The 21,521-nt window shown below is 33.5% G+C and carries 15 protein-coding genes and 1 pseudogene; 13 read left to right on the forward strand and 3 right to left on the reverse strand.

Annotated features, from left to right (window positions below; all coding sequences use genetic code 11):
- Positions 1-156: 156 nt before the first annotated feature.
- From JEM49_RS09510 to JEM49_RS09550, 9 genes are all read left to right on the forward strand, one after another.
- Positions 157-1,176 (forward strand): hypothetical protein, encoded by a 1,020-nt coding sequence (locus tag JEM49_RS09510; protein ID WP_242509817.1) that lies wholly within the window; start codon positions 157-159, stop codon positions 1,174-1,176.
- A gap of 4 nt (positions 1,177-1,180) precedes the next feature.
- Positions 1,181-1,756, forward strand: coding sequence for an AAA family ATPase (locus JEM49_RS09515; RefSeq protein WP_201874796.1), 576 nt, complete (start codon positions 1,181-1,183; stop codon positions 1,754-1,756).
- 102 nt (positions 1,757-1,858) lie between these two features.
- Positions 1,859-2,434 carry a hypothetical protein gene (locus tag JEM49_RS09520; protein WP_242509818.1) on the forward strand — a complete coding sequence of 192 codons (576 nt, stop codon included), beginning with the start codon at positions 1,859-1,861 and terminating at the stop codon, positions 2,432-2,434.
- Between the two features lie 19 nt (positions 2,435-2,453).
- A complete protein-coding gene (locus JEM49_RS09525; protein ID WP_242509819.1) occupies positions 2,454-3,887 on the forward strand; it encodes a fibronectin type III domain-containing protein in 1,434 nt (477 codons plus the stop codon).
- A 433-nt stretch (positions 3,888-4,320) separates the two neighbouring features.
- Positions 4,321-6,417 carry a DUF262 domain-containing protein gene (locus JEM49_RS09530; RefSeq protein ID WP_201874803.1) on the forward strand — a complete coding sequence of 699 codons (2,097 nt, stop codon included), beginning with the start codon at positions 4,321-4,323 and terminating at the stop codon, positions 6,415-6,417.
- On the forward strand, positions 6,418-7,260 hold the full coding sequence (locus tag JEM49_RS09535; protein ID WP_201874805.1) for a hypothetical protein: 843 nt from the start codon (positions 6,418-6,420) through the stop codon (positions 7,258-7,260). It begins immediately after the preceding gene.
- 135 nt (positions 7,261-7,395) lie between these two features.
- Positions 7,396-9,051, forward strand: a complete 1,656-nt coding sequence (locus JEM49_RS09540; RefSeq protein ID WP_201874807.1) for a type I restriction-modification system subunit M — start codon at positions 7,396-7,398, stop codon at positions 9,049-9,051.
- Entirely contained in the window at positions 9,044-10,252 is a 1,209-nt protein-coding gene (locus JEM49_RS09545; RefSeq protein WP_201874809.1) for a restriction endonuclease subunit S, read from the forward strand. Before JEM49_RS09540 ends, JEM49_RS09545 begins: the two co-directional genes overlap by 8 nt.
- Positions 10,253-10,317: 65 nt before the next feature.
- The gene (locus tag JEM49_RS09550; RefSeq protein WP_201874812.1) at positions 10,318-11,247 is read left to right on the forward strand and encodes a site-specific integrase; all 930 of its coding nucleotides are present in this window, start codon (positions 10,318-10,320) and stop codon (positions 11,245-11,247) included.
- 30 nt (positions 11,248-11,277) lie between these two features.
- Here the strand turns inward: JEM49_RS09550 and JEM49_RS10755 are convergent, their stop codons facing one another.
- On the reverse strand, positions 11,278-12,384 hold the full coding sequence (locus JEM49_RS10755) for a restriction endonuclease subunit S (protein WP_342211675.1): 1,107 nt from the start codon (positions 12,382-12,384) through the stop codon (positions 11,278-11,280).
- Positions 12,385-12,424: 40 nt separating this feature from the next.
- Here JEM49_RS10755 and JEM49_RS09560 point away from each other — a divergent pair, with 40 nt between their 5' ends.
- A complete protein-coding gene (locus JEM49_RS09560; RefSeq protein ID WP_201874816.1) occupies positions 12,425-15,451 on the forward strand; it encodes a type I restriction endonuclease subunit R, EcoR124 family in 3,027 nt (1,008 codons plus the stop codon).
- 662 nt (positions 15,452-16,113) lie between these two features.
- Here the strand turns inward: JEM49_RS09560 and JEM49_RS09565 are convergent.
- Together JEM49_RS09565 and JEM49_RS09570 are read right to left on the reverse strand one after the other, a co-directional pair.
- A complete protein-coding gene (locus JEM49_RS09565; RefSeq protein ID WP_201874818.1) occupies positions 16,114-17,313 on the reverse strand; it encodes an acetate/propionate family kinase in 1,200 nt (399 codons plus the stop codon).
- 261 nt (positions 17,314-17,574) lie between these two features.
- Positions 17,575-19,521, reverse strand: coding sequence for a M13 family metallopeptidase (locus JEM49_RS09570; RefSeq protein WP_201874820.1), 1,947 nt, complete (start codon positions 19,519-19,521; stop codon positions 17,575-17,577).
- Between the two features lie 194 nt (positions 19,522-19,715).
- On the opposite strand from JEM49_RS09570, the gene JEM49_RS09575 reads away from it, so the two are divergent.
- The 3 genes and pseudogenes from JEM49_RS09575 to JEM49_RS09585 form a co-directional block, all read left to right on the forward strand.
- Positions 19,716-20,081: a pyridoxamine 5'-phosphate oxidase family protein gene (locus JEM49_RS09575; RefSeq protein WP_025006431.1), complete on the forward strand. Its 366-nt coding sequence runs from the start codon at positions 19,716-19,718 to the stop codon at positions 20,079-20,081.
- A gap of 369 nt (positions 20,082-20,450) precedes the next feature.
- Entirely contained in the window at positions 20,451-20,816 is a 366-nt protein-coding gene (locus tag JEM49_RS09580) for a pyridoxamine 5'-phosphate oxidase family protein (RefSeq protein ID WP_087176792.1), read from the forward strand.
- Positions 20,817-21,087: 271 nt separating this feature from the next.
- A pseudogene (locus tag JEM49_RS09585) lies at positions 21,088-21,453 on the forward strand (amino acid permease); the annotation flags it as partial.
- Positions 21,454-21,521: the final 68 nt, after the last annotated feature.

The raw sequence follows: 21,521 nt of genomic DNA on the forward strand, positions 1-21,521 counted from the left end.
ACCAATTTAACCAATTAAATGTTAAATCAGTGCTTTAAAAGTCTAATATTAATTGTCAATGTCTTAACTTAATGACATTGGATTAATATCTAACTATGTCTTTTTGAGTACACGAGAAGTGGTAAAATATCGTTGAATTGGAAAGTTGAGGATGAAATGAAAAAGATTGGGAAAATATCAGTAATTTTGTTAGCAGGTTTAGCTTTAGCTGGCTGCAGTCAAAAGCCTAAGCAAAAGACTTCATCTAAAGGTAGTGCAACTATCAAAGTAACTAAGAATAAGAAACAACCTACAAAGATGGGGCACTTATCGGATCAGGATTTAAGTCCACAAAAAACAGTGGCGGTTATAGTGGCATATGCTGGTGATCGTTATTCTGGTAGTTGGAACAAGGCTTTGCTTGATGGTAAGCAAAACGGTATTGAAGTCGATTTAAAGAATCAGTCAAATTATTCATATATGAATGAGGGTAGCGGCGTAGCCTACATGGTATCGGCAGATGCTGGATATACTCTTAAGCAAGTGAATGGAGAGAATATTTATTATCTCTTTTCAAATGGTAAAAAATTAGGATCTGTGACCATGAAGCAAATGGTTGATTATTTGAATAAACGTGACTCAGATAGTTTGGTAAATAGTTTAGCTCAAAATGCCAAGGTGAACGATGAGCGTTCGGATTCAGGCGATGATTCTTCAGATTCTGCTGGTAAAAAATCAAACTTACCAGGAGACGACGGATTGTTTAATGTGCCAACTGAATTTCAAGGTACTTGGTATACTTATAATGATGATAAAATGTCTATTATTAAAATAAGTCAAAACAAAATCAACGTTGATAATTACGTACAAGAATTGCATAAAGTAAAAGCTGGTTTTCTTGATAAATATACTTATGGTGATATGTCTGCATCATATCATAAAGCAACCAAAAATTGGGGAATGGCTGGTATGGGAAGTCAACGTGTTCATGGAATAAATTATATGAATGTCCGTGGTTGGATGCAGGAAGCAGGTGATGGAGACTTCTATGGCCTACATACTGAGAACGGTCAATCTGTTTTAGTCCTTGCTCAAGGAGCCGGTCCATGGGTAAGTGGCGTTGCCTGGAAGACGCCACAACTTGCTCAACAATATAAGCATAAGAAATTTAAGGATTTGTATTACCAAGATGACTAATAATATGAGAAGGATACCGTTAATCTTAATGTTGGGGCCACAAGCTTCAGGTAAATCTAGTTTCATTAAGATGAACGATTTGCAAAACTATACTATCTCAGCTGATGAGATTAGAATTCGTTTAAATGGAATTAATTCAAATAATGGGCATCCCCAAATAAACTTTGTGGGTCAAACTGAAAAAATCGTGTGGCAAATTTTTAATCAAATACTGCAAACACGGTTACAAAATGGCCTACCAACTATTGTCGATAATACAAATTTAGGCGGGCATGGATTTAATCCAATTAATGATATCTTGAAAAGAGTACCGGATAATTATCAAGTGTATGTGATCGATTGTTTTAAACCACTACTGGATGCCAATGATCCACTAAGTGAGGAATCATTAACTCATGCGCTAAAAATTCTCGACCAACGCAATCGTGATCGAGAATATTCAGTGAATATTGATATTATTCAACGTTTTGTTGATTATTATGCTCACTTCAAAATACCAAATAAGGTAAAAGTGATTAGCTCTGCTGATCTGCAGAAAGTACAGGATTTGATTGATCTAATTCTAAATTTTAATAGGTAAAAAATCTAACCTAAATTAAAGAGTCAGCATACTATGGAATGCTATAGTGTGCTGGCTTTTTGTTATAATAAATATAAGAAATACGTTAACAAGGAAGATAAAATGAAAATATTAACTTTACAGTATACAATTAGTCAAAAAGGTTGGACGGATTTAAGACAGAACGGCAAGATCAGTATTGATGAGCAATCATATTTACTTAATGCGATTCGTACACAAGATCAATATTTCAAGAATATCTATCTTGAACAATATCTGTTGCAAAAGATTATTAAAGATACGTTGCCAGAAGCAAAGAAGCCTATTTTGGCTAAAAAGATACCGATCTCTTGTACACCATTTCCTGAACATGTAACCGAAATGCCGGATGCCGGTGAAATCTTGTTGGAACTTGAAGTTCCAGAGAATGAGGTTGTATCAGTTGATTATCGTACTTGGCTTTATTTAGCTAGCGAAGTAAACAAGACAGTTGAAAAGTACAATAGCATGAAAGATATGAATACAATCTTGAAATTGCCTGAAAAGAAATTAAAGATTGATAAGATGATGCGAGTCCAATTGCTTGATGTGTTAAATCCAGCTAAGACAATGAACTTTATCCCTGAACTCAAGTTGAAACAAGTTAAGAAGGCTTATCAGTCGGCTGATGGTCAACTTGAAGAACTTGAGGATTATTAAGCAGAAGAAGGTTAAAACTATGAAGAGGAGAGGCTATTTAATTGGTGCAGTAGCTGCTGGTGCATTGCTATTTAGTTTGAATACTAACGTTCAAGCTGCAACAGTACCAATTTCTGATAATGCAACCAGCTATGTGAGAAAAGGCAATCAATACCGTTTCTATTTCAAAGCACCAACCAGATTAACTGTTGCCACTAAGGCAAAATATAAGATCCTTAATACTTCAAATTGGGAATGCATCCCTTATAAGGGTAAAAACAAGAATACCCAAGTCTTCTATTTGCGTTCTGGTCATTACAATTTGACTACTAAATCTGGTAAAAATGTAAAGATTAAGACTAGCGCTACACGGATTACCAAGATCAGAAATAAGCTGGAGACTTTCTCTCATAAAACTTATCCAACTACAGTACGTTATTCGGAAGCTATCCCACTTAAAATGGGCCAGACAGTTACTGGTCTAAGCAACATGTATCATAGTGACAAGCTGAATACAACGAATATATACAAATTCACGCTGGATAAAGATCAAAAGGTAACGATGAATATGTCTGTTCAGCCGGTGTATGAGAACAGTCGGTCTAATATTTTTAACAATAATGACATTCAAATTGTGCAGGACACAGATTATGGTTATGCGTTAAATCCATGGAAAACCAAAGGAACCTTAAAAAATGGAAAATATTCCTGGAATTTAGAGAAAGGGACTTATTATCTAGAAAAAGGTTCTGCTCGTGGTCGTTTCAGCTTTAAGTTGACTAGCGAAGATACGAATGCTCTTCCAAGTACGCCTAAGGTGACTAAGGTTAGCTCAACTGAAGATGGAATCAAGGTTGATTATACTAAAGCTGATAATGCGACTGGTTATGGAATTTATGGTTCTTCTCTAAGACGGTATAGATCAAATGATCCTTTGCTTGATGCCGCATCAATGATTGGACATAGTAATTTCACCCCTGACGGCAATTATCCTGATGTTTTAACTCAGACAATTTCAAAGAATAGACTGATTAACGGTGAAACTTACGATATTGCTGTTCGTGCGGTGAATGATGAAGAAGGTAGAAGCTTTAGCCCAGTTTCAGCAAATCAAAAGTTTACTTACTATATTCCTTTAAAGGGCAGTCATGAGAAACCAAAGACGCCAACGCTTAAAGTTAGTTATTATGACGACCATGGTTCAGATGAACCATATATCAACATTGAATGGGACATTAACCCAGAAGCTGATAGCTATGAGATTCAGTATAGATTGAAAGGTAGTAGTAAGTGGGCAACCTTCTTTAGCAAAGCTAGAAGCGGCGATATAGTAGATGATCCAACGAATGATTTTGGACAAGACTTTAAGAAGGACCAAGTTTACGAAGTTCGCGTTCGTGCACTTCACAGTAATTTGATCAGTGACTGGTCCGAGATTAAAACAGCACGCGTTGATGTTACGCCGAATAGGTAGGAGATAGTTAAAAACGTCTTTTGATTAGGTTATTTTGACTTAGTCAAGAGACTTTTTTTATAGCAAAATAGAAAACGCATACATAAATTATCCTCTATAATATAAGTAAACAGATTGAGTAGGAGGTAATAGCATGTTCTTTGCCTCCTTAAGTTTATGAGCTAAGAATAGCCGAAAAATGGAAGCTAAGAAAGATACTTCAGTTTTTTACGCTTACGAGCATTCCAGAGAGGGATGCTTTTTATTTTTCAGTAATCGTAATTACAGTAATTATAATTATCGTAAGTATGATTACTGTAATTTAAATTACTGAAAGATGATGATAAGTGGAGGAAAACGCTATAAAATGTAGTGTTAAAATTATAGAGTATAGAAAAAGTTAATATGAATCCATTAGCTTACAATTTAGAAATTAAAAGGAAAGCAAACAACAATGCAAGCAAGTATATTTAATGCAACGGAGCGATTTTTCGCACCATTTCAAATGATTTTAAAGATTCCGGTCTATCAGCGTAACTATGACTGGAATAAAAATAATGTAAAAAGATTATTAGATGATTTACATACTGTAATTAAAACTAAAGAGCATCATTTCTTAGGTGCGGTGGTTTATCTTGAATCAACTAATAGTGATATAGGATTACCAGAATACTTGATTATCGATGGGCAACAAAGATTAACTACCATTACATTAATGCTTCAAGCCTTAAAAGATGCCACAGTTGATGGTGATGCATTTACTACTGGAACTATTGAAAGTTTTCTAATTAATACTCAATCGCCATCACAAGAATATAAAATCAAGTTGAAGCCTATTAAATCAGATAATATTCAATATTCTGCATTATTAAAACACGATAATTCAAAATTAGATGAAAATAGTCATATTGTAGAAAATTATAGATTAGCGAAACAAACTTTTGATAATTGGTTAAGGCAAGGTATAGCAAGTAGAGAAATTTTATGGGCTATAAGACAACTTCAAGTAGTAGGAATTAGTCTAAAAGAGGGTGAGGATGATCCTCAAATAATTTTTGAAAGTATCAATTCTACGGGTGTTGCTTTAACTAATTCAGATTTAATTCGTAATTTTTTATTAATGAGTGATCATGATCAAGAAAGATTATTTGAAGATTACTGGTTACCTATTGAAAATAAATTAAGAAGAGATAATAGCAATCATGCTATGGATGCGTTCTTTAGACAATTTATTATTATGAAGAAAAATTCAGTGGTCGCTGAACGTAAAGTTTACCAAACTTTTGTTGATACATTTAAAAATGAAAATCTAAGTCATGAACAAGCACTTAAGGAAATAAAAGATTATGCAGAATTATATGCTTCTTTTATGTATCCGGCAGAATCTAGTTATAACGATGATATTAAAACAGATTTAGCTAGTTTAAATAGAATAAATCAAAGCACATCTTATCCATTCTTTCTTCATGTTTTCCATGACTATGAAAATAATGAAATTGATGAAGAAACTTTAACTAAAGTGATTCATTTGATTACAATTTATCTTATAAGAAGGACAATTTGTGATGTACCTTCTAATTCTTTATTAGGATTTTTTGCTAGTTATTATGCTCGAACATTTAAATTAGTTAAAAATAAGAAAAAATATTACCAAGCTATCAATAAGTATTTATTTGTTCAACAAAATCAAAATGAAGTACCAGATAATAATCAACTCAAAAATGCATTAATTCACTCCAAGCTTTATTTGAATAAAGGACTTTGTGACTTAATAATGCTTGATATTGAGAATGGAAACTCAAAGGAAAAGTTAAATTCAGAAGATTTAACTATTGAACATATCATGCCACAGACAATGAGTAAATCGTGGCGTAAGAATATTTCTGATGAAGAACATGATGAATTTGTTCATACATTAGGGAACTTATCTATAACCGGATATAATTCTGAAATGTCTAATAAGAGTTTTGCTGAAAAGAAACATATTTTAGAAGAAAATTCTAAAGCAATAATTCTTAATAAGGATGTAGTAGATAAAGATGAATGGACAATCACAGATATTAAGGCTAGAGCAGAGAGATTGGCAGATATACTACTGAATCGTTATGAATTGAATCCTATTGAAGATTCAAGAATTGAGTTTGAAGCTGTAGATAAAATTGGATTAGACAATTTAGATGCGACTACAGGAAGAAAATTAGTTTCATTTACTCTTGAAGGATCAAAGTATCCTGTTAAGTACTTTAAAGACGTGCCTCTTCAAGTCATTCAAATTTTAGACCAAGATAATCCTGATTTGTTGGAAAGTTTAGTTGGATTAACTTGGAAGGGAATATTAAATGATGCTAATCAAAATAATAGCTTCATAATTTGTCAAAAGAAAGATATTGATGACAAATTAAAGTGGAGTTATTCCAAAGTTAGAGATGGTATTTATGTAATGACCGGTGGAAGTGCTCATCGTAATATGCATGTTCTTAAGCAAATAATTGAAGCATATAAGGTGCCAAAAGATGAATTTTATCTTTCTGTTAAAGTGAAAGAAAATTAAATGAAATTATCAATCACAATAACTCAAATTGCACATCAACCTAAAATATTGCCTTTAGATAAAATTGTTAAGAGCAGTGCCTTTACGGTTAAGCAATTGAGCCAAAATGCCTTTATTTCAAAGGAAGATGAGAATATAAGACCAACTGAGGTAGGAACCATAGTAGATTATCTTTCTCGCTATGTGTTGCTTGCTGATGAACACGCCTTTGACGTTGCGAATGCTAAAGCCAAACAAGATTTGATTCATGGAATTATTCCAGTTAAGGAATATAAGAAGCTTTTAGATCAAGAAGAAAGACTAGGATATTTAGTTAAAGATCTGTCAGATGTGGATTCGTTATCAGATGAGGCTATTTACCTGGCAACCAATATTTGTGCATGGGAAGATGCATTTCGCAGTGGTCGATATGTTGAACCTAAAGTACATCCTGATAAGTTAACAACTGAACATATTAAAATGATGATTCAACGTGTTGAGGAATTTTTTGAAGAATTTGGTTGGCCAATTAGGGATGCATTTTTTGCTAAGGCTGAAAATGGTTTTGTCTCTGGAGATGGTGACTATCTTTTAAAACAGACATTATTGGATTTAAAGGTTTCAGTGAAAACTACTATGCAAATTTCTTGGGTTCGCCAGTTGCTTTTGTATTATACGTTAGGATTTTATAATCATTTTAATAATGAAAATATTGAACAATTAATGATTTTCAACGCAAGAACAAATACTGTATTTTTTATTGATATTGCTGATATTGATCAATCTATTTTTGAATTTGTTTATGATGCTGCTGAAAAACAAAGTAAGATTAATGAAAGAGAATTACGAAAGTATATAAATTAAATGCACTTGACTAAAGTGCATTTTTATTTTTCGAATATTTGTTCTTTTGTTATAGAGATTTTTGGCTGAAGAATGTAAAATATTACTTGAACGCTTTCGTTGATACCAAACGAAAATTAGAAGGATTGAAAATTAATGTCAGAAGAAAGAGTTTTAACTAAAAAAGAATTAGAAAGTGCCTTATTTAGTGCGGCAGATGCATTACGCTCTAAAATGGATGCCAATGAATATAAAAATTATTTATTAGGTATTATCTTTTATAAATACCTTTCTGATAAGATGCTTTATCATGTTGGGGAAGTATTAGAAGGAAGACGCGATTTATCATTAGAAGAAAATCAAAAAATATACGAAGAAAAGTTTGATACTGAAGGACTTCAGGACGATATAAGAACGACATTTTCATATACTATTTCTCCAGAACATACTTTTACATATATTTTGAATGAAATTAATGGTACAGCTAGAACTAAAGATGGCAAAATCAAAACATTTCAAATATCAGATTTAGCAGATGCGTTTAATGATATTGAAAGCACTAAAGACAGTGATTTCGAAGGCCTATTTGCTGACGTTCAACTATATTCACATCGATTAGGTACAAATGCCCAAAAACAAGCTGATACTATTGCAAATGTCATAAAGGCAATAGGTGATTTAGAATTAGTTAACCAAGTTGATAATAAGGATACTTTAGGTGATGCTTATGAATATTTAATCAGTCAATTTGCCTCTGAGTCTGGTAAAAAAGCAGGCGAATTCTACACTCCGCAAGAAGTATCTGAACTTTTAACTAAGTTAACTTTAGTAGATAAAAATTATCCTGAAGAAATGACAGTATACGATCCTGCAATGGGGTCAGGTTCTTTACTTTTAAACTTTAAAAAGTACATTAAATTAGCTAATGGTCAAGCGGATAAAATCTTCTATTATGGTCAAGAAATTAATATGTCTACCTATAATCTTGCAAGAATGAACATGATTTTACATGGTGTAGATTCTTCAAACCAAGAATTGAGACGTGGAGATACTCTAGATGAAGATTGGCCACCTGTTTCTAAAACTATGTTTGATGCTGTGGTAATGAATCCACCATATTCCCTAAAATGGTCAGCTAATAAAGGATTCTTACAAGATCCAAGATTTAGTCCGTATGGAGTATTAGCTCCTAAATCAAAAGCAGATTATGCGTTCTTGTTGCATGGCTTTTATCACTTAAAGAATACTGGCACTATGGCTATTGTTTTGCCTCATGGTGTCTTATTCCGAGGAGCAGCGGAAGGCAAGATTCGTAAAAAACTTCTTGAGAATGGATCAATTGATGTGGTGATAGGATTACCAGCTAACTTATTCTATAGTACAAGTATTCCTACCGTTATTGTGGTGCTAAAGAAGGATAAAACTGATAGAAACGTAATGTTCATTGATGCTTCTAAAGGCTTTGAAAAGAAAAAGAACCAAAATAAGTTAAGAGAAAAAGATATTCAAAAGATTCTTGATACTTATGAGAAGCGTAAAGATGTTGAACGTTATGCTCATTTAGCTAAATTCGATGAAATTGAAGAAAATGATTTTAATCTTAACATACCAAGGTACGTGGATACTTTCGTTCCCGAGCCGCCAGTGGATCTGAAGAAAGTGGCTGCTGACCTGCATGAAACAAATGTTGAAATTGAGAAAAATCAACGAGAATTGGTCGGCATGTTAAAGGAATTGACTTCAGATGATTCTGATATTATGGATGGCCTGGATGCCATTATAAAGGAACTGGAGGCCGAGCTTCATGAATAAAAAAGAGGTGAAAAAGGCTCCAACACTGCGTTTTAAGGGCTTCACTAACGATTGGGAGCAACATAGCTTAGAAAATTTATATAACAAAATAGGCAATGCATTTGTAGGTAAAGCAACTCCGTTTTTTACTAATCATGGTCATTTTTATCTTGAATCTAATAATATTAAAGACGGAAGAATCAATCTAAAAGATCAAAAATTTATTAATGATGTATTTTATATTAAGCAAAGAGATAAATGGCTTCATACAAATGATTTGGTTATGGTTCAATCTGGAGATGTTGGTCAAACCTCAGTTATTACACAAAAATATAATAATTGTGCAGCACACGCCTTAATCATGTTTAGAAAACCGAAAAATGAGTATATTTCAAATTTTTTAAATAGTTATTTTCAGTCAGACGTTGCAATTTCAAAAATAGATAAGTTAAAAATAGGTAATACTGTTAATCATTTATTAGCTTCCGATATGAAGACTTTTAAAGTAACACTTCCTAAGCATAATTCTGAAGCTCAAAAAATTATTCATATTTTTAATCATTTAAATAGATTACAAGTTCTTCAGCAACGAAAATTGAGACTACTAAAGCTTTTAAAGAAAGCGACACAGCAAAATATATTTGCTAGTACAGAATGTCTTCCTAAACTTAAATATCGCAATCTCACAGAAAAATGGCAGCTGTATAGATTAAAAGATGTTGCTAAGATTACAATGGGACAATCTCCTAATTCAAAAAATTATACCCAAAATCCTATTGACCATATTCTTGTACAAGGAAATGCAGATATAAGAAATGGATATGTATTTCCAAGAATTTGGACTACTGAAATAACTAAAGTAGCAAATAAAGGAGATATTATATTATGTGTTCGAGCTCCTGCTGGAGACGTTGGAAGGACAAAATTTAACGTTGTTATTGGTCGAGGCGTGGCAGCCATAAAAGGTAACGATTTTATTTTTCAACAATTACAATTTATGAAATCATCTGGTTATTGGAAAAAATATATAAGTGGCTCAACATTTGAAAGTATTAATTCCAATGATATCAAAAATGCTAAAATATTTTGTCCTAGTCAATTAGAGCAAAAAAATATTAGTTCGTTATTAGATGATATAGATACAAGCATTCAAATCCAGCAAAAAAATATATTAGATTTTAAATATATTAAACAATTCTTACTGCAAAATATGTTTATTTAACCTTGCATAATAATAAAACCTCCTTAAACAATGTCAGAGTGACTAAAGTTTAAGGAGGTTTTTATATGTCACGAAAATATAGTACTAAGCTGTTTTATAAATATTATTTAGATTGGATTCATTTGTATAAGGATAATGCTGTTCGTCCTGTTACGCTTAATAAATACTATTTAGTTCAGCGTAAATTGCAAGAATTGGCGCCTAATTTACATATGAATGAATTAACTCGACAGAGTTATCAACGAATTTTAAATTTATATGCAAAAGATCATGAGAAGAATACGACTCTAGATTTCCACCATCATCTTAAAGCAAGTTTATTCGATGCAGTAGATGACGGGCTCTTAAAAACTGATCCCACAAGAAGAGCAATTATTAAAGGATGTGAACCTAGTTCAAAGAAAATAAAGTTTTTAAATCTTTATGAACTGCAAACTTTATTAAGATCATTAGATTTAAAAGCGGAGTTAAATTGGGATTGGTTCTTCTTCTTAATTGCTAAAACAGGATTGAGATTTGCAGAGGCACTGGCACTTACTCCAGAAGATTTTGATTTTGAAAAACAAAGTATAATTATTAATAAATCATGGAATTACAAAGAAAAAGTTGGACATTTTCAGCCTACCAAAAATGAATCATCTAATAGGACAGTGATGGTCGACTGGCAATTAATGCAGCAATTTCAGTCTATGATTCAACAAAAGGAATCTGATCAACCTATTTTCTTTGGTAAAGATCAACGAGTTTATAATTCTACTTTGAATCAAAAATTAGAATCATATTGTAAGAAACTAGATATCCCAATTATTTCTATTCATGGTCTTAGACATACTCATGCTTCACTTTTATTATATGAGGGAGTATCAGTGGCTAGTGTAGCTAAACGTTTAGGTCATAATAATACCACAACGACACAAGAGACTTATATTCATATTATTCGTGAACTTGAAAATAAGGATAACGATAAAATATTACATCACTTATCGCATCTATAGTAAAAAGGCATCATTTGATGCCTTTTTTCGTTAGATGAACATGTTTTGGAGTAAAAATTTTTTTATTTTTTTAATCGAGCCTATTTTTTTAGTTTCAACTAAAATGCTTTGATCCAAATAGTTCAATGTTTTTGAAATTTTTTCTTGTTCTTTAACACTTGGAATGTTTATTTTAAAAATCTCAGTAAAATCCTTTACTACATGAGGAATATTGGGAGTTCTATACCGTAAAAAAATTATGGGCTCTTTACTTTTTAAATATTGATATAAAAATCCTCCTGAATACTTTGGTTTATAGCTTTTCAAAGTTGATCCTAATGCACCAGTAAACCCATGATAAATTTTTCCAGCCTGTGAGCCATCCCAAAGAATAATAATATCATTGTGAAATGTATCAGTAGGCGAATCAACTTTTGTTATGGAGCCACCATTTAATAATGCAGTGTCGATATAAGTAGATTTTGTTCCCTTCATATCAGCTTTAGCTTTACCTTTAATTTCTTTAACTATGAGATTCTTAAGACGTTCATATTTCCACTTATCAGAAAACGAATTGAATCTCAAAATAGGAACGAATTCTATCTCTTGACAAAACATATATTGAGAGAGTGCTTTTTTCATAACTTTTAATAATTTCAATTTTCGTTGCTGAAGATGAATGTACTTTTCTATTAATAGAATAAGTTTTCCAATATTATTTTGTTCTTCGACACTTGGAATAATTATGCTATACGTAGAAAGTTGAGGTTTTGTTAATTGAGGAACTCCTGTTGATTCATTAAAGAACCTTATTTTATTGATAGAATTAGCTAAAAAAATAGGGTCTAATTTTGAAGAAAGTGCAAGTAGTCTTACAATAGGCGTAAAGTTTTGAAATCTAGCTACTGCATGTCCTATTTCGCCCCTTCCTGTAACCGTAACTGCAGGTGCTTTGACTCTGTACTCATTGTCATAATAACCGACAATTCCATTTTTATTAATAGAATTAGCTATTACTGGATATTTACCATATTTTTTTATTTTATTTATATTTTTATCACCACCAGCAATGATATTGGATATTTCTCCCAACTTACGCTGCTCCCAAACGAAAAAGGTGAATAAAAGTAATGCAATTCCAAATTTAAATGAGATAATTTAACTATAAGCAATATTAAAAATAAGGAGTATCAAATTCGTGGAACAAGAGAATGTACTCGAACAAAATTTAATTGACCAACTTACTCATGGAGAGTCACAATGGACTCTTCGTGATGATATTAAAAATGAAGATGATCTTTGGAATAACTTCTTTAAGATTTTATCTCGCTCAAACAAAGATGTTTTAAAGGATGTTCCATTAACTGATAATGAAAAGGCAATTATTAAATCTAAGATAATTCATCCAACTTTCTATAAATCTGCAGAATGGCTTGCAGGAGTTAATGGAGAAGTTAGATTACAAATTCAAAGAGATAATACTCAATTAGGTACTGCTGACTTTGTAGTGATTAACAATAATAATATTGCTGGTGGTAATTCAGTCTATGAAGTAGTGCATCAAATTCAATTTCATAAACGCAGAGAAATAGATCGTAATCGTCGTGGGGATGTAACTCTTTTAATCAATGGTTTACCGATGATTCATATTGAATTGAAGAATAGGACACATTCGCCTAAAGAGGCCTTCAATCAGATTCAAAAGTATATTGATGAGCAGATGTTTAATGGAATATTCTCAACTCTTCAATTCTTTGTTGTAACTAATGGAAGTTATACGCAATACATTGCGGCTGGACAACAATTAAAAGAGAAGTTTTTAACTACGTGGGTAGATAAAGAAAATAAGCCTGTGCAAAATTATCTTGAGTTTGCTAAAGACGTACTGTCTATTCCTGCAGCTCATAATATGGTGGCTAACTATATTGCTTTAGATAGCACACAACACGGTATTATTGTGTTACGTCCATATCAAATTCATGCAATTCAAGCCATTTTTGATGCATCATACGGGAAAGACAATGAGGATCAACCACATTCTGGTTTTGTTTGGCATACAACAGGTTCTGGTAAGACTTTAACTTCTTATAAGGTTGCACATAATTTACTTAAAATCCCATCAATTCAAAAAACGATATTCCTAATTGATCGTAATGATTTAGATACCCAAACTACTCAAGCATTTGAGACTTATGCTCAGAACGACTCAATTGACGTTGAGGGTACTGAAAATAGTTATTCTCTTGCCCGTAAATTAGTAAGTTCGGATAAAAGGGTTATTGTTACTACTAGACAAAAAATGCAGGCATTGTTCAAGCGAATTGCTCAGGATCAAGAACAAAAACGTCTATACCGTAAGTTAAAAGATGTAAAATTAGCCTTTATCGTTGATGAGTGTCACCGTGCAGTTTCTCCTGATCAAAAGAATGAAATAGATGCATTTTTTACTAAAAATCCACCTTTATGGTATGGCTTTACTGGTACTCCTATTTTTGCAGAAAATGCTCGTGAGGCTAAGGGAAAGAATGCTCGAACTACTGAACAACAATATGGAAAATGCTTGCATAAATATACCATTAAGGATGCTATCAGAGATAAAGCTGTACTTGGTTTTCAAGTAGAGGAGGAAAGTAATGTGTCAGAGGATGCTGACGAATCAGATACTGATGCTAGAAATAAGGAATATGCATCCCTCTCTCACATGAAGGCAGTAGTAAAAAGAATTCTAAATAATTCATATCGCAAATTAGGTATTTATAACAAAGATAATCGTGGTTACACCTACGATGCCATTTTTACTACGAGTTCTATTAAACAAGCTCAAAAATATTATCGAATCTTTAGGGATGTAATTAATGATAAAGATCCAGATATTAAAATTCCTAATCGAATCAAGAAAGTATTGCCAGATTTCCCTAAAATAGCAATTACATACTCGATTGGCGAAAATGGTGATGGCGATGAGGCTAACCAAAATGAGATGAAGCAATCTTTAGAAGATTACAATAAGATGTTTAATACTCATTATTCTATGGCTGAGTTAGGCGCATATAACACAAACGTGAATGATCGTTTAGCTCGTAAAAAAGATGAGTTTAAGCCACGTTCTCAACAATTAGATATTGTCATAGTAGTTGATCGTCTGTTGACTGGTTTTGACGCACCATGTTTATCAACTTTATTCTTAGATCGTGCACCGATGCCTTATAAAGATTTAATCCAAGCATTTTCGAGAACTAACCGTATCTTCGATAGAGATAAAAGATATGGACAAATAGTTACTTATCAATATCCTAAGAAATATAAAGAAAGTATCAATGGTGCCTTGATGCTTTATACCGAAGGTAGTGAAAAACAAGCTCTTGCTCCGACTTGGGATGAATCAATTCTACAGTTCAATAATGCTGAAAAGAAGATCATTAAGTATCAGGGAGATCAAGGTATTCCAATTACTGAAGCTCCGCTTGATGATCAAAAACGATTTCTAAAAGAATATCAGGATTTTGATAAAAGCTTAGGTGCTATCAAAACTTACAATGAATTCAATAATATTGATCTTGAAAAAGATTATGGCTTAGATCCAATGTTCATTGAGGATACCCGGGCGACATATGAAGTTGTTAAAGAAAAGGTTAGAGAAGCTACAGGTAAGGATAAGCCAGCAACAGAAGATGATGATCAGTTCGATCCAGATTATGAGCTTGAAAATACTGGTAGACAAGAGATTAATTATGCTTATATTGTTCAATTGATTCAGGCTTATATTCCATCAGATGATAAAGAAAACAGTAAGCGAACTAAGGCTGAAGTAAAAGAAATCGATGACTATATCGAAAATCTAGGTAAGAACAATAAGTCATTGGCTGATATTGTAAATAATTTATGGTTTCAAATTAAATTTGATCCTGAAAAGTTTAGAAATAAGCAGGTTAATGAACTCTTACAAAATATGATCGATGATGCTAGAGAAGATCTAATTAAAAAGTTCGCTGATGAAAATGGACTTAATATTGATGATCTCAAATTTGTTATTCGTCACTATGATCCAAACGAAGTTGATCATCAACAAACAGGAATTAACGCTTTACTATCATTTAAAGTATTTAGTGAATTTCGTAAAACTCATCCTGATATGAATATGTTGCAATGGAAGAAAAAAGTTCGTTTAGGGCTAAATAAGTTCTACCAGGATCAGATTTCACCGTTGGAGAATAAAGATCATTAGCATAATTGTAATAGCTATAGGGATAGGTAGTATTACTTTTAGTAAATCAAATCATAATGTTAATGCGGCAAGCTGGGGAGCTAAGTCTCTGTTTACAACACCTAAGGCAACAAGAGGTACTTGGTATTATAAAGAAGATGGAAGAATTAAACATTGTAAGATAACAGCACATACAGTAGATGGAAGAAAACTTTATAAAATTTTACCTGAAAAAGAATATGCAAAGTGGGAAAATAGAGTAGAACATCAAAATATAAAAGAGCACCGTAAGCTTATTTCAAAGATAAATACTATTCAATTTCAAGCCTATAAACTTAAATGGCATGGTATTACTTCATTTAATACCAATGGCTGGGTAACGGGAGCTGGAAATGGTATCTATTATGTGCCTGTTACTAAAACTAGACATGGTAAAAAAGTAAAAGCTATAAGATTTGGCAGTGGTGCTGGAAATTACTTTGATCGTTATGGATACAAAACTAAAAAGCTAGCTATATAGCCTTGTTTATAAGAAAACATATCACTTAGTTGTGAGAATTATTGTAAGAAATAAAGATAATCGATTATATTAAAAACTAAAAAATGATATCAATGCAACATGCAAAGATATCATTTTTCTTTTATCTCAAATTCTTTAATTTGAAAAATAAGTATCCAAAATTCTACTTCAATCCAGCAATTCTGACTACATCGCGCTCAATCATTAATTCTTCATTGGTTGGAATTACCATCCCAATAATCTTAGAATCCTTCTTAGTGATGAACGTATCATTATTCTTATTAGCGGCAAGATCAGGCTTTAAGCCTAGGAGCTTCAATGAATCCATAACACCTTCACGAACGCGGTAATCGTGTTCACCAACGCCAGCCGTGAAAATGATACCATCAAGTCCGCCCATTTCAAGAATATAGCCACCGACATAGCGAACGATTCGATTGATAAAAATATTACGAGCTAGGTCAGCACGAACCTTCTTCTCACCAGATAGAGGAGTCACATCACTACGTAAATCACGCATATCAGGTGATATTCCTGAAATACCAAGTAAGCCTGATTTATGATTCAGAATTTTCATCATTTGGTCAATGCTTAAGTTTTCCTTTTTCATAATAAAGGGCAGTAGGGAGGGATCGACATCACCTGAACGAGAGCTCATTGTAATTCCTGCTACTGGAGTGAAGCCCATTGATGTATCGTAGGATTTACCGTTTTTAACAGCAGTGATTGAAGCACCGGATCCCAAGTGACAAACTATTAATCTTAAATCTTTAAGGTTACGGTTTAAAATTTTGGCGGCTTCTTGACTAATATATCTAAGGGAGATGCCGTGAGCACCATACTTTCTTGCACCGTATTTTTTATAATACTTGTAAGGAAGAGAATATAAATAGTGAACTTTATCTAAACTCTGGTGGAATGAAGTATCAAAGACAGCAACTTCAGCCGCATCTGGCAAGAACTTCATAAAGGCCTTAATTACGTCAGCTTCTACGGCATTGTGTAAAGGAGCGTATTGCTTCAAATCATAAATTTTCTTGAGCGTCTCCTGATCAACTAGCGCTGAATCCTTAAATTCTTCACCACCAGCAACAATCCGGTGTCCGATTCCAATAATTTCTTTAGGATCATTGATTAAGTTATATTTCTTGAGCTTTTTAAGTAAAATTGTGACCGCAGTTTCAGAGTCTGGAATTGCGATTTCTTCTTTATGTTTTTCACCATTAACTTTAATGGCAAAGGTTGAACCCTCTAGTCCGACTCGATCGGCCAGGCCTTCACTAATTACTTTTTCATCGGGAAAAGTAAAAAGCTTAAACTTAAAAGAAGAGCTACCTGAATTAATTGCTAAAATTTTCTTCATAAAAATTATTCCTCTATTCCTTTTTTGGCTAGGTAAAAAATCTCTAGTTACATTAGCGAATACTTTTAGATATATACGTTGTTATGCTAATGTAACCCCTTACATTCATTTCCATACTAACTAAAAAATAAATAAAAATCAAGCAAACTGTATGTACCTAAGAAATAGCGATGCTTAATGAAGCAAAAAATCCTATTAAATCCAGGCTTATTAACACCAAGATTTAATAGGACTTGAGTTTTATTATTTAAAATAAGATTTTTACCAAATGACTACGCGTTTAGCAGGATCAAGCCACATACCATCGTCTTCTTGGACATTGAAGGCCTTGTAGAATTCTGGTTGGCATTGTACTTGAACGTTGACTCTTTCAGGACCTGGAGCGTGAACATCGAAGGCGGCAATTGTCTTAATGATTTCGGGAGATTCTTTGCTTGCCCAAATGCGAGCATAGTTTTCGAACAATTCCTTCATATCACCGTGTTCATTCTTGTTAGCTTCAATACCAGCAGTTAAACCACCTTGATCGGCAATGTTTTCACTAACGATTTGTTTACCATTAAGAGTTACAGGACCATACTTAATACCATCGAACAAGTCGATTTCAGCTTGAGTACGCTTTTCAAATTCCGCAAAATCTTCCTTAGTCCACCAATTCTTCATGTTGCCGAACTCATCGTACTTAGCACCATTGTTGTCGAATGCGTGGGAAATTTCATGCGCGATTACCACACCAATACCGCCGTAGTTAGTGGCACGAGAAGCATGGATATTGTAGAAAGGTGCTTCCAAAATAGCAGCAGGGAAGGTAATATCATTTCTTTGTGGATCATAGCAAGCATTGATCAAGTTGCCTGGCATGTACCATTCGCTGCGATCAACTGGCTTGTACAGTTTATCGAAATTATGCTTCAAACCGACTTCACGAATATCTGCTTGATTACTGTAAAGACTGCCGCCTTCACCTGCTGGGGTAATCTGGAACAAATCGTAAACATGGTCGATTTTATCAGGATAGCCAATCTTTAAAACCAAGGCGCGCAACTTGGTAATTGCCTTTTCCTTAGTAGTAGGTGAGAGCCAGTCATTATTGCTGATACGCTGCTCGTAGACATCAATCATGCGGTGAATCATATCTTCTACGTCAGCCTTGGCATCTTCACCAAAGTAAGTGCGACCATAATACACGCCGATTACATCATCAAACAAATTATTAGCTTTATAGTAAGCTTCCTTTTCTTGACTAGGTAGTTCCTTTTGTCCATAGGTAGCTTGCTTGAATGGGAAGGCAGCTTGACGGAAATCTTCTGATAAAAATGCTGCAGCTTTGTTAATGAAAGTAGAGATTAACCAGCCTTTAAGTTCATCGAAGCTTTCTTGATCAAATAATTCGTTGAAGTGGTCTAAGAATTTTGGTTCACGTACAACAACGTAATCTGGCTTCTTTTCAAAAAGCTGATCAAGTAATTGACCTAAGTTTAAAGAACTGGTCTTTTCTTCAAATTCGTTAGTCTTGATTGGGTTATAAAGAGCTACATCATCGGCACGTTCTTCGGCTGACTTGGCTACTTTAACGATTTTAGCATCGAGTGCAATCGCATCAGTAGCGTATTTCTTAGCAGCAGCTTCTTCAACACCAGCCATCTTTAATAAGTTTTCGGTTTGCTTTTGCCAAACATCGAGTAGTTGCTTAGCAGAAGGTGATTGGTAACTAGTAGTGTCAGGCAAGATCAATGAGTTGCGATCGAAGGAGAGGGAGTTGATCTTAGTATTCTTACGATCAGGTTCAACTTCGAATAAAAATGGAAAGCTAAAGCGCAAGAATAATTTTGCTAGATTTTGCTTGACGTCATCGACATCTTTTAGGTTGGTTAAAGTTTCAAGATCAGCTTGGGCAGGTTTGAAGCCATCGGTGTCTCTTTTCGCGAAATCCTTAGCTAATTTATAAACTTCGATTGCCTTGTCAAAGTTAGGAATATCAGGCAAATCTTTTTTACCAGAAGCAAAATCAGCTAAGTCGTTCATCAATTCTTTTTCGATTTTTAAATCAATTTCACTGAAACTACTGATTAATGGACGATCGGCAGGGATCTTGGCTTTAGAAATCCAGTCAGAGTTAACGGCTAAGTATAAGTTATCTTGAATGCGGGCATTAAGATCGGGCTTGGTGATATCACCAGCACCGCCGCGGATTTTTGCTAAATTCATATGTTTCTCCTTTGTTTTTTAGTTGGTTAAATCATAGCATTTTTTAAAATAAAATGAAAATTTAATTTTGCTTATTTATAGTAATAAAAGCATTTTGTTAAATAAAAATCAGGATGTAAGCAAATCCCTAACACCTGCTATTAAATCGATGTATACTTATAGTGTATTGATAAAACAGAAAGGATATATTGTCTATGAAGAAATTAAATACTAACAAACTTACTGAAGAACAAGCAAACCTTTTTAAGAATAACTTAGTTTACTTATCAACTGTTGATGCTGATGGTAACCCACAAGTTGGTCCTAAGGGCTCAATGACTGTCTTAGACCCAAGCCACTTACAATACCTTGAAAAGACCAAGGGTGAAGCTTACGAAAACATTAAGCGCGGTTCAAAGGTTGCTCTTGTTGCAGCTGATGTTCCATCACACACTGCAGTTAGGGTACTTGCTACTGCAGAAGTTCACGAAGATGATGACTATGCAAAGAAAGTTTTAGCTAAGACTGAATTTCCAAATGCATTCGTAGTTAACTTAAACATCGAAGAAGTATTTGCATAAAACTTAATTTATATGAAATTGAGTCAGGGAAACCTGGCTCTTTTTTAATCAACTAAGTGTAAAATAGTTTGCGGTGACGCTTAGTTACAAATTAAAAAGGAGCCAAATCCTATTTAGGACTTGACTCCAAAACAAAAAGACCAGTAGTCTGATGTTAAGCAAAAAAACATATTAGAAACTGGTCTTTTATGAATTTAATTGTAACTGAAATCGTAGGTATTTTAAAGTCTGAAACTAATATTGTAAGTGTCAATGTTTTTGCGGTAGCCTAAAAACATTGACACTTACTCCTTACACAAACTATTTTACGGTCTCATCAAATTGATGTATACTTATAGTATATCGATAAATTGAAAGGATGTATTGTCTATGAAAAAATTAAACACTAACAAACTTACTGAAGAACAAGCAAACCTTTTCAAGAATAATTTAGTTTACTTATCAACTGTTGATGCTGATGGTAACCCACAAGTTGGTCCTAAAGGCTCAATGACTGTCTTAGACCCAAGTCACTTACAATACCTTGAAAAGACTAAGGGTGAAGCTTACGAAAACATTAAGCGCGGTTCAAAGATTGCTCTTGTTGCAGCTGATGTTCCATCACATACTGCAGTTATGGTACTTGCTACTGCAGAAGTTCACGAAGATGATGACTATGCAAAGAAAGTTTTAGCTAAGACTGAATTTCCAAATGCATTCGTAGTTAACTTAAACATCGAAGAAGTATTTGCATAAAACTTAATTTATATGAAATTGAGTCAGGGAAACCTGGCTCTTTTTTAATCAAGAATAGTTTGCTTCATTAAAATATTCATGATAGTCTAATATAAATCTTTTTTAAACGAGGACTATCATCATGAATTATTTAGACGCTAAGGCAATGTTAACTTCATCTAGCTCAAGTTCTTCTAACTGAACTTGAGTAATTTTGGCATACAGATAATTCATAGCCTGAATCTACTCATGATAATTAAGTAGGTTCAGGCTTTTTCTATGGAGGAAAACTATGGCAGATAAACAACCCAACAATAATCTAAAACGCTCAATTGGTTTTGGTTCAGCCATTTCCATCGTAATCGGTACCATCATTGGTTCAGGTCTATTTTTTAAGCAAGCTTCCGTATTAGATAGTGCAGGTTCAAGTACTATGGCAATTATCGCCTGGATTTTTGGTGGACTGATCACACTTACCGGTGGGCTAACGATTGTCGAAATCGGAGCCCAGATGCCATACACTGGTGGGCTATATGTATATATTGAAAATTTATATGGCCGAATCTGTGGCTTTATGGCAGGCTGGATGCAGATTATCGTCTATGGCCCTGCGATTATTGCTTCAGTAGCTGGCTTCATGAGCATTTTAATGAAAAACGCCCGAAAATCCCCGTATTTTAATGCGGGGATGGATAGGGCCAAGCTGACCTAGCAGTCAGCTTTTTT

Origin of the sequence: Lactobacillus sp. A27, from assembly GCF_016742815.1 — a bacterium.
GTDB classification, from domain to species: Bacteria; Bacillota; Bacilli; order Lactobacillales; family Lactobacillaceae; genus Lactobacillus; species Lactobacillus gallinarum.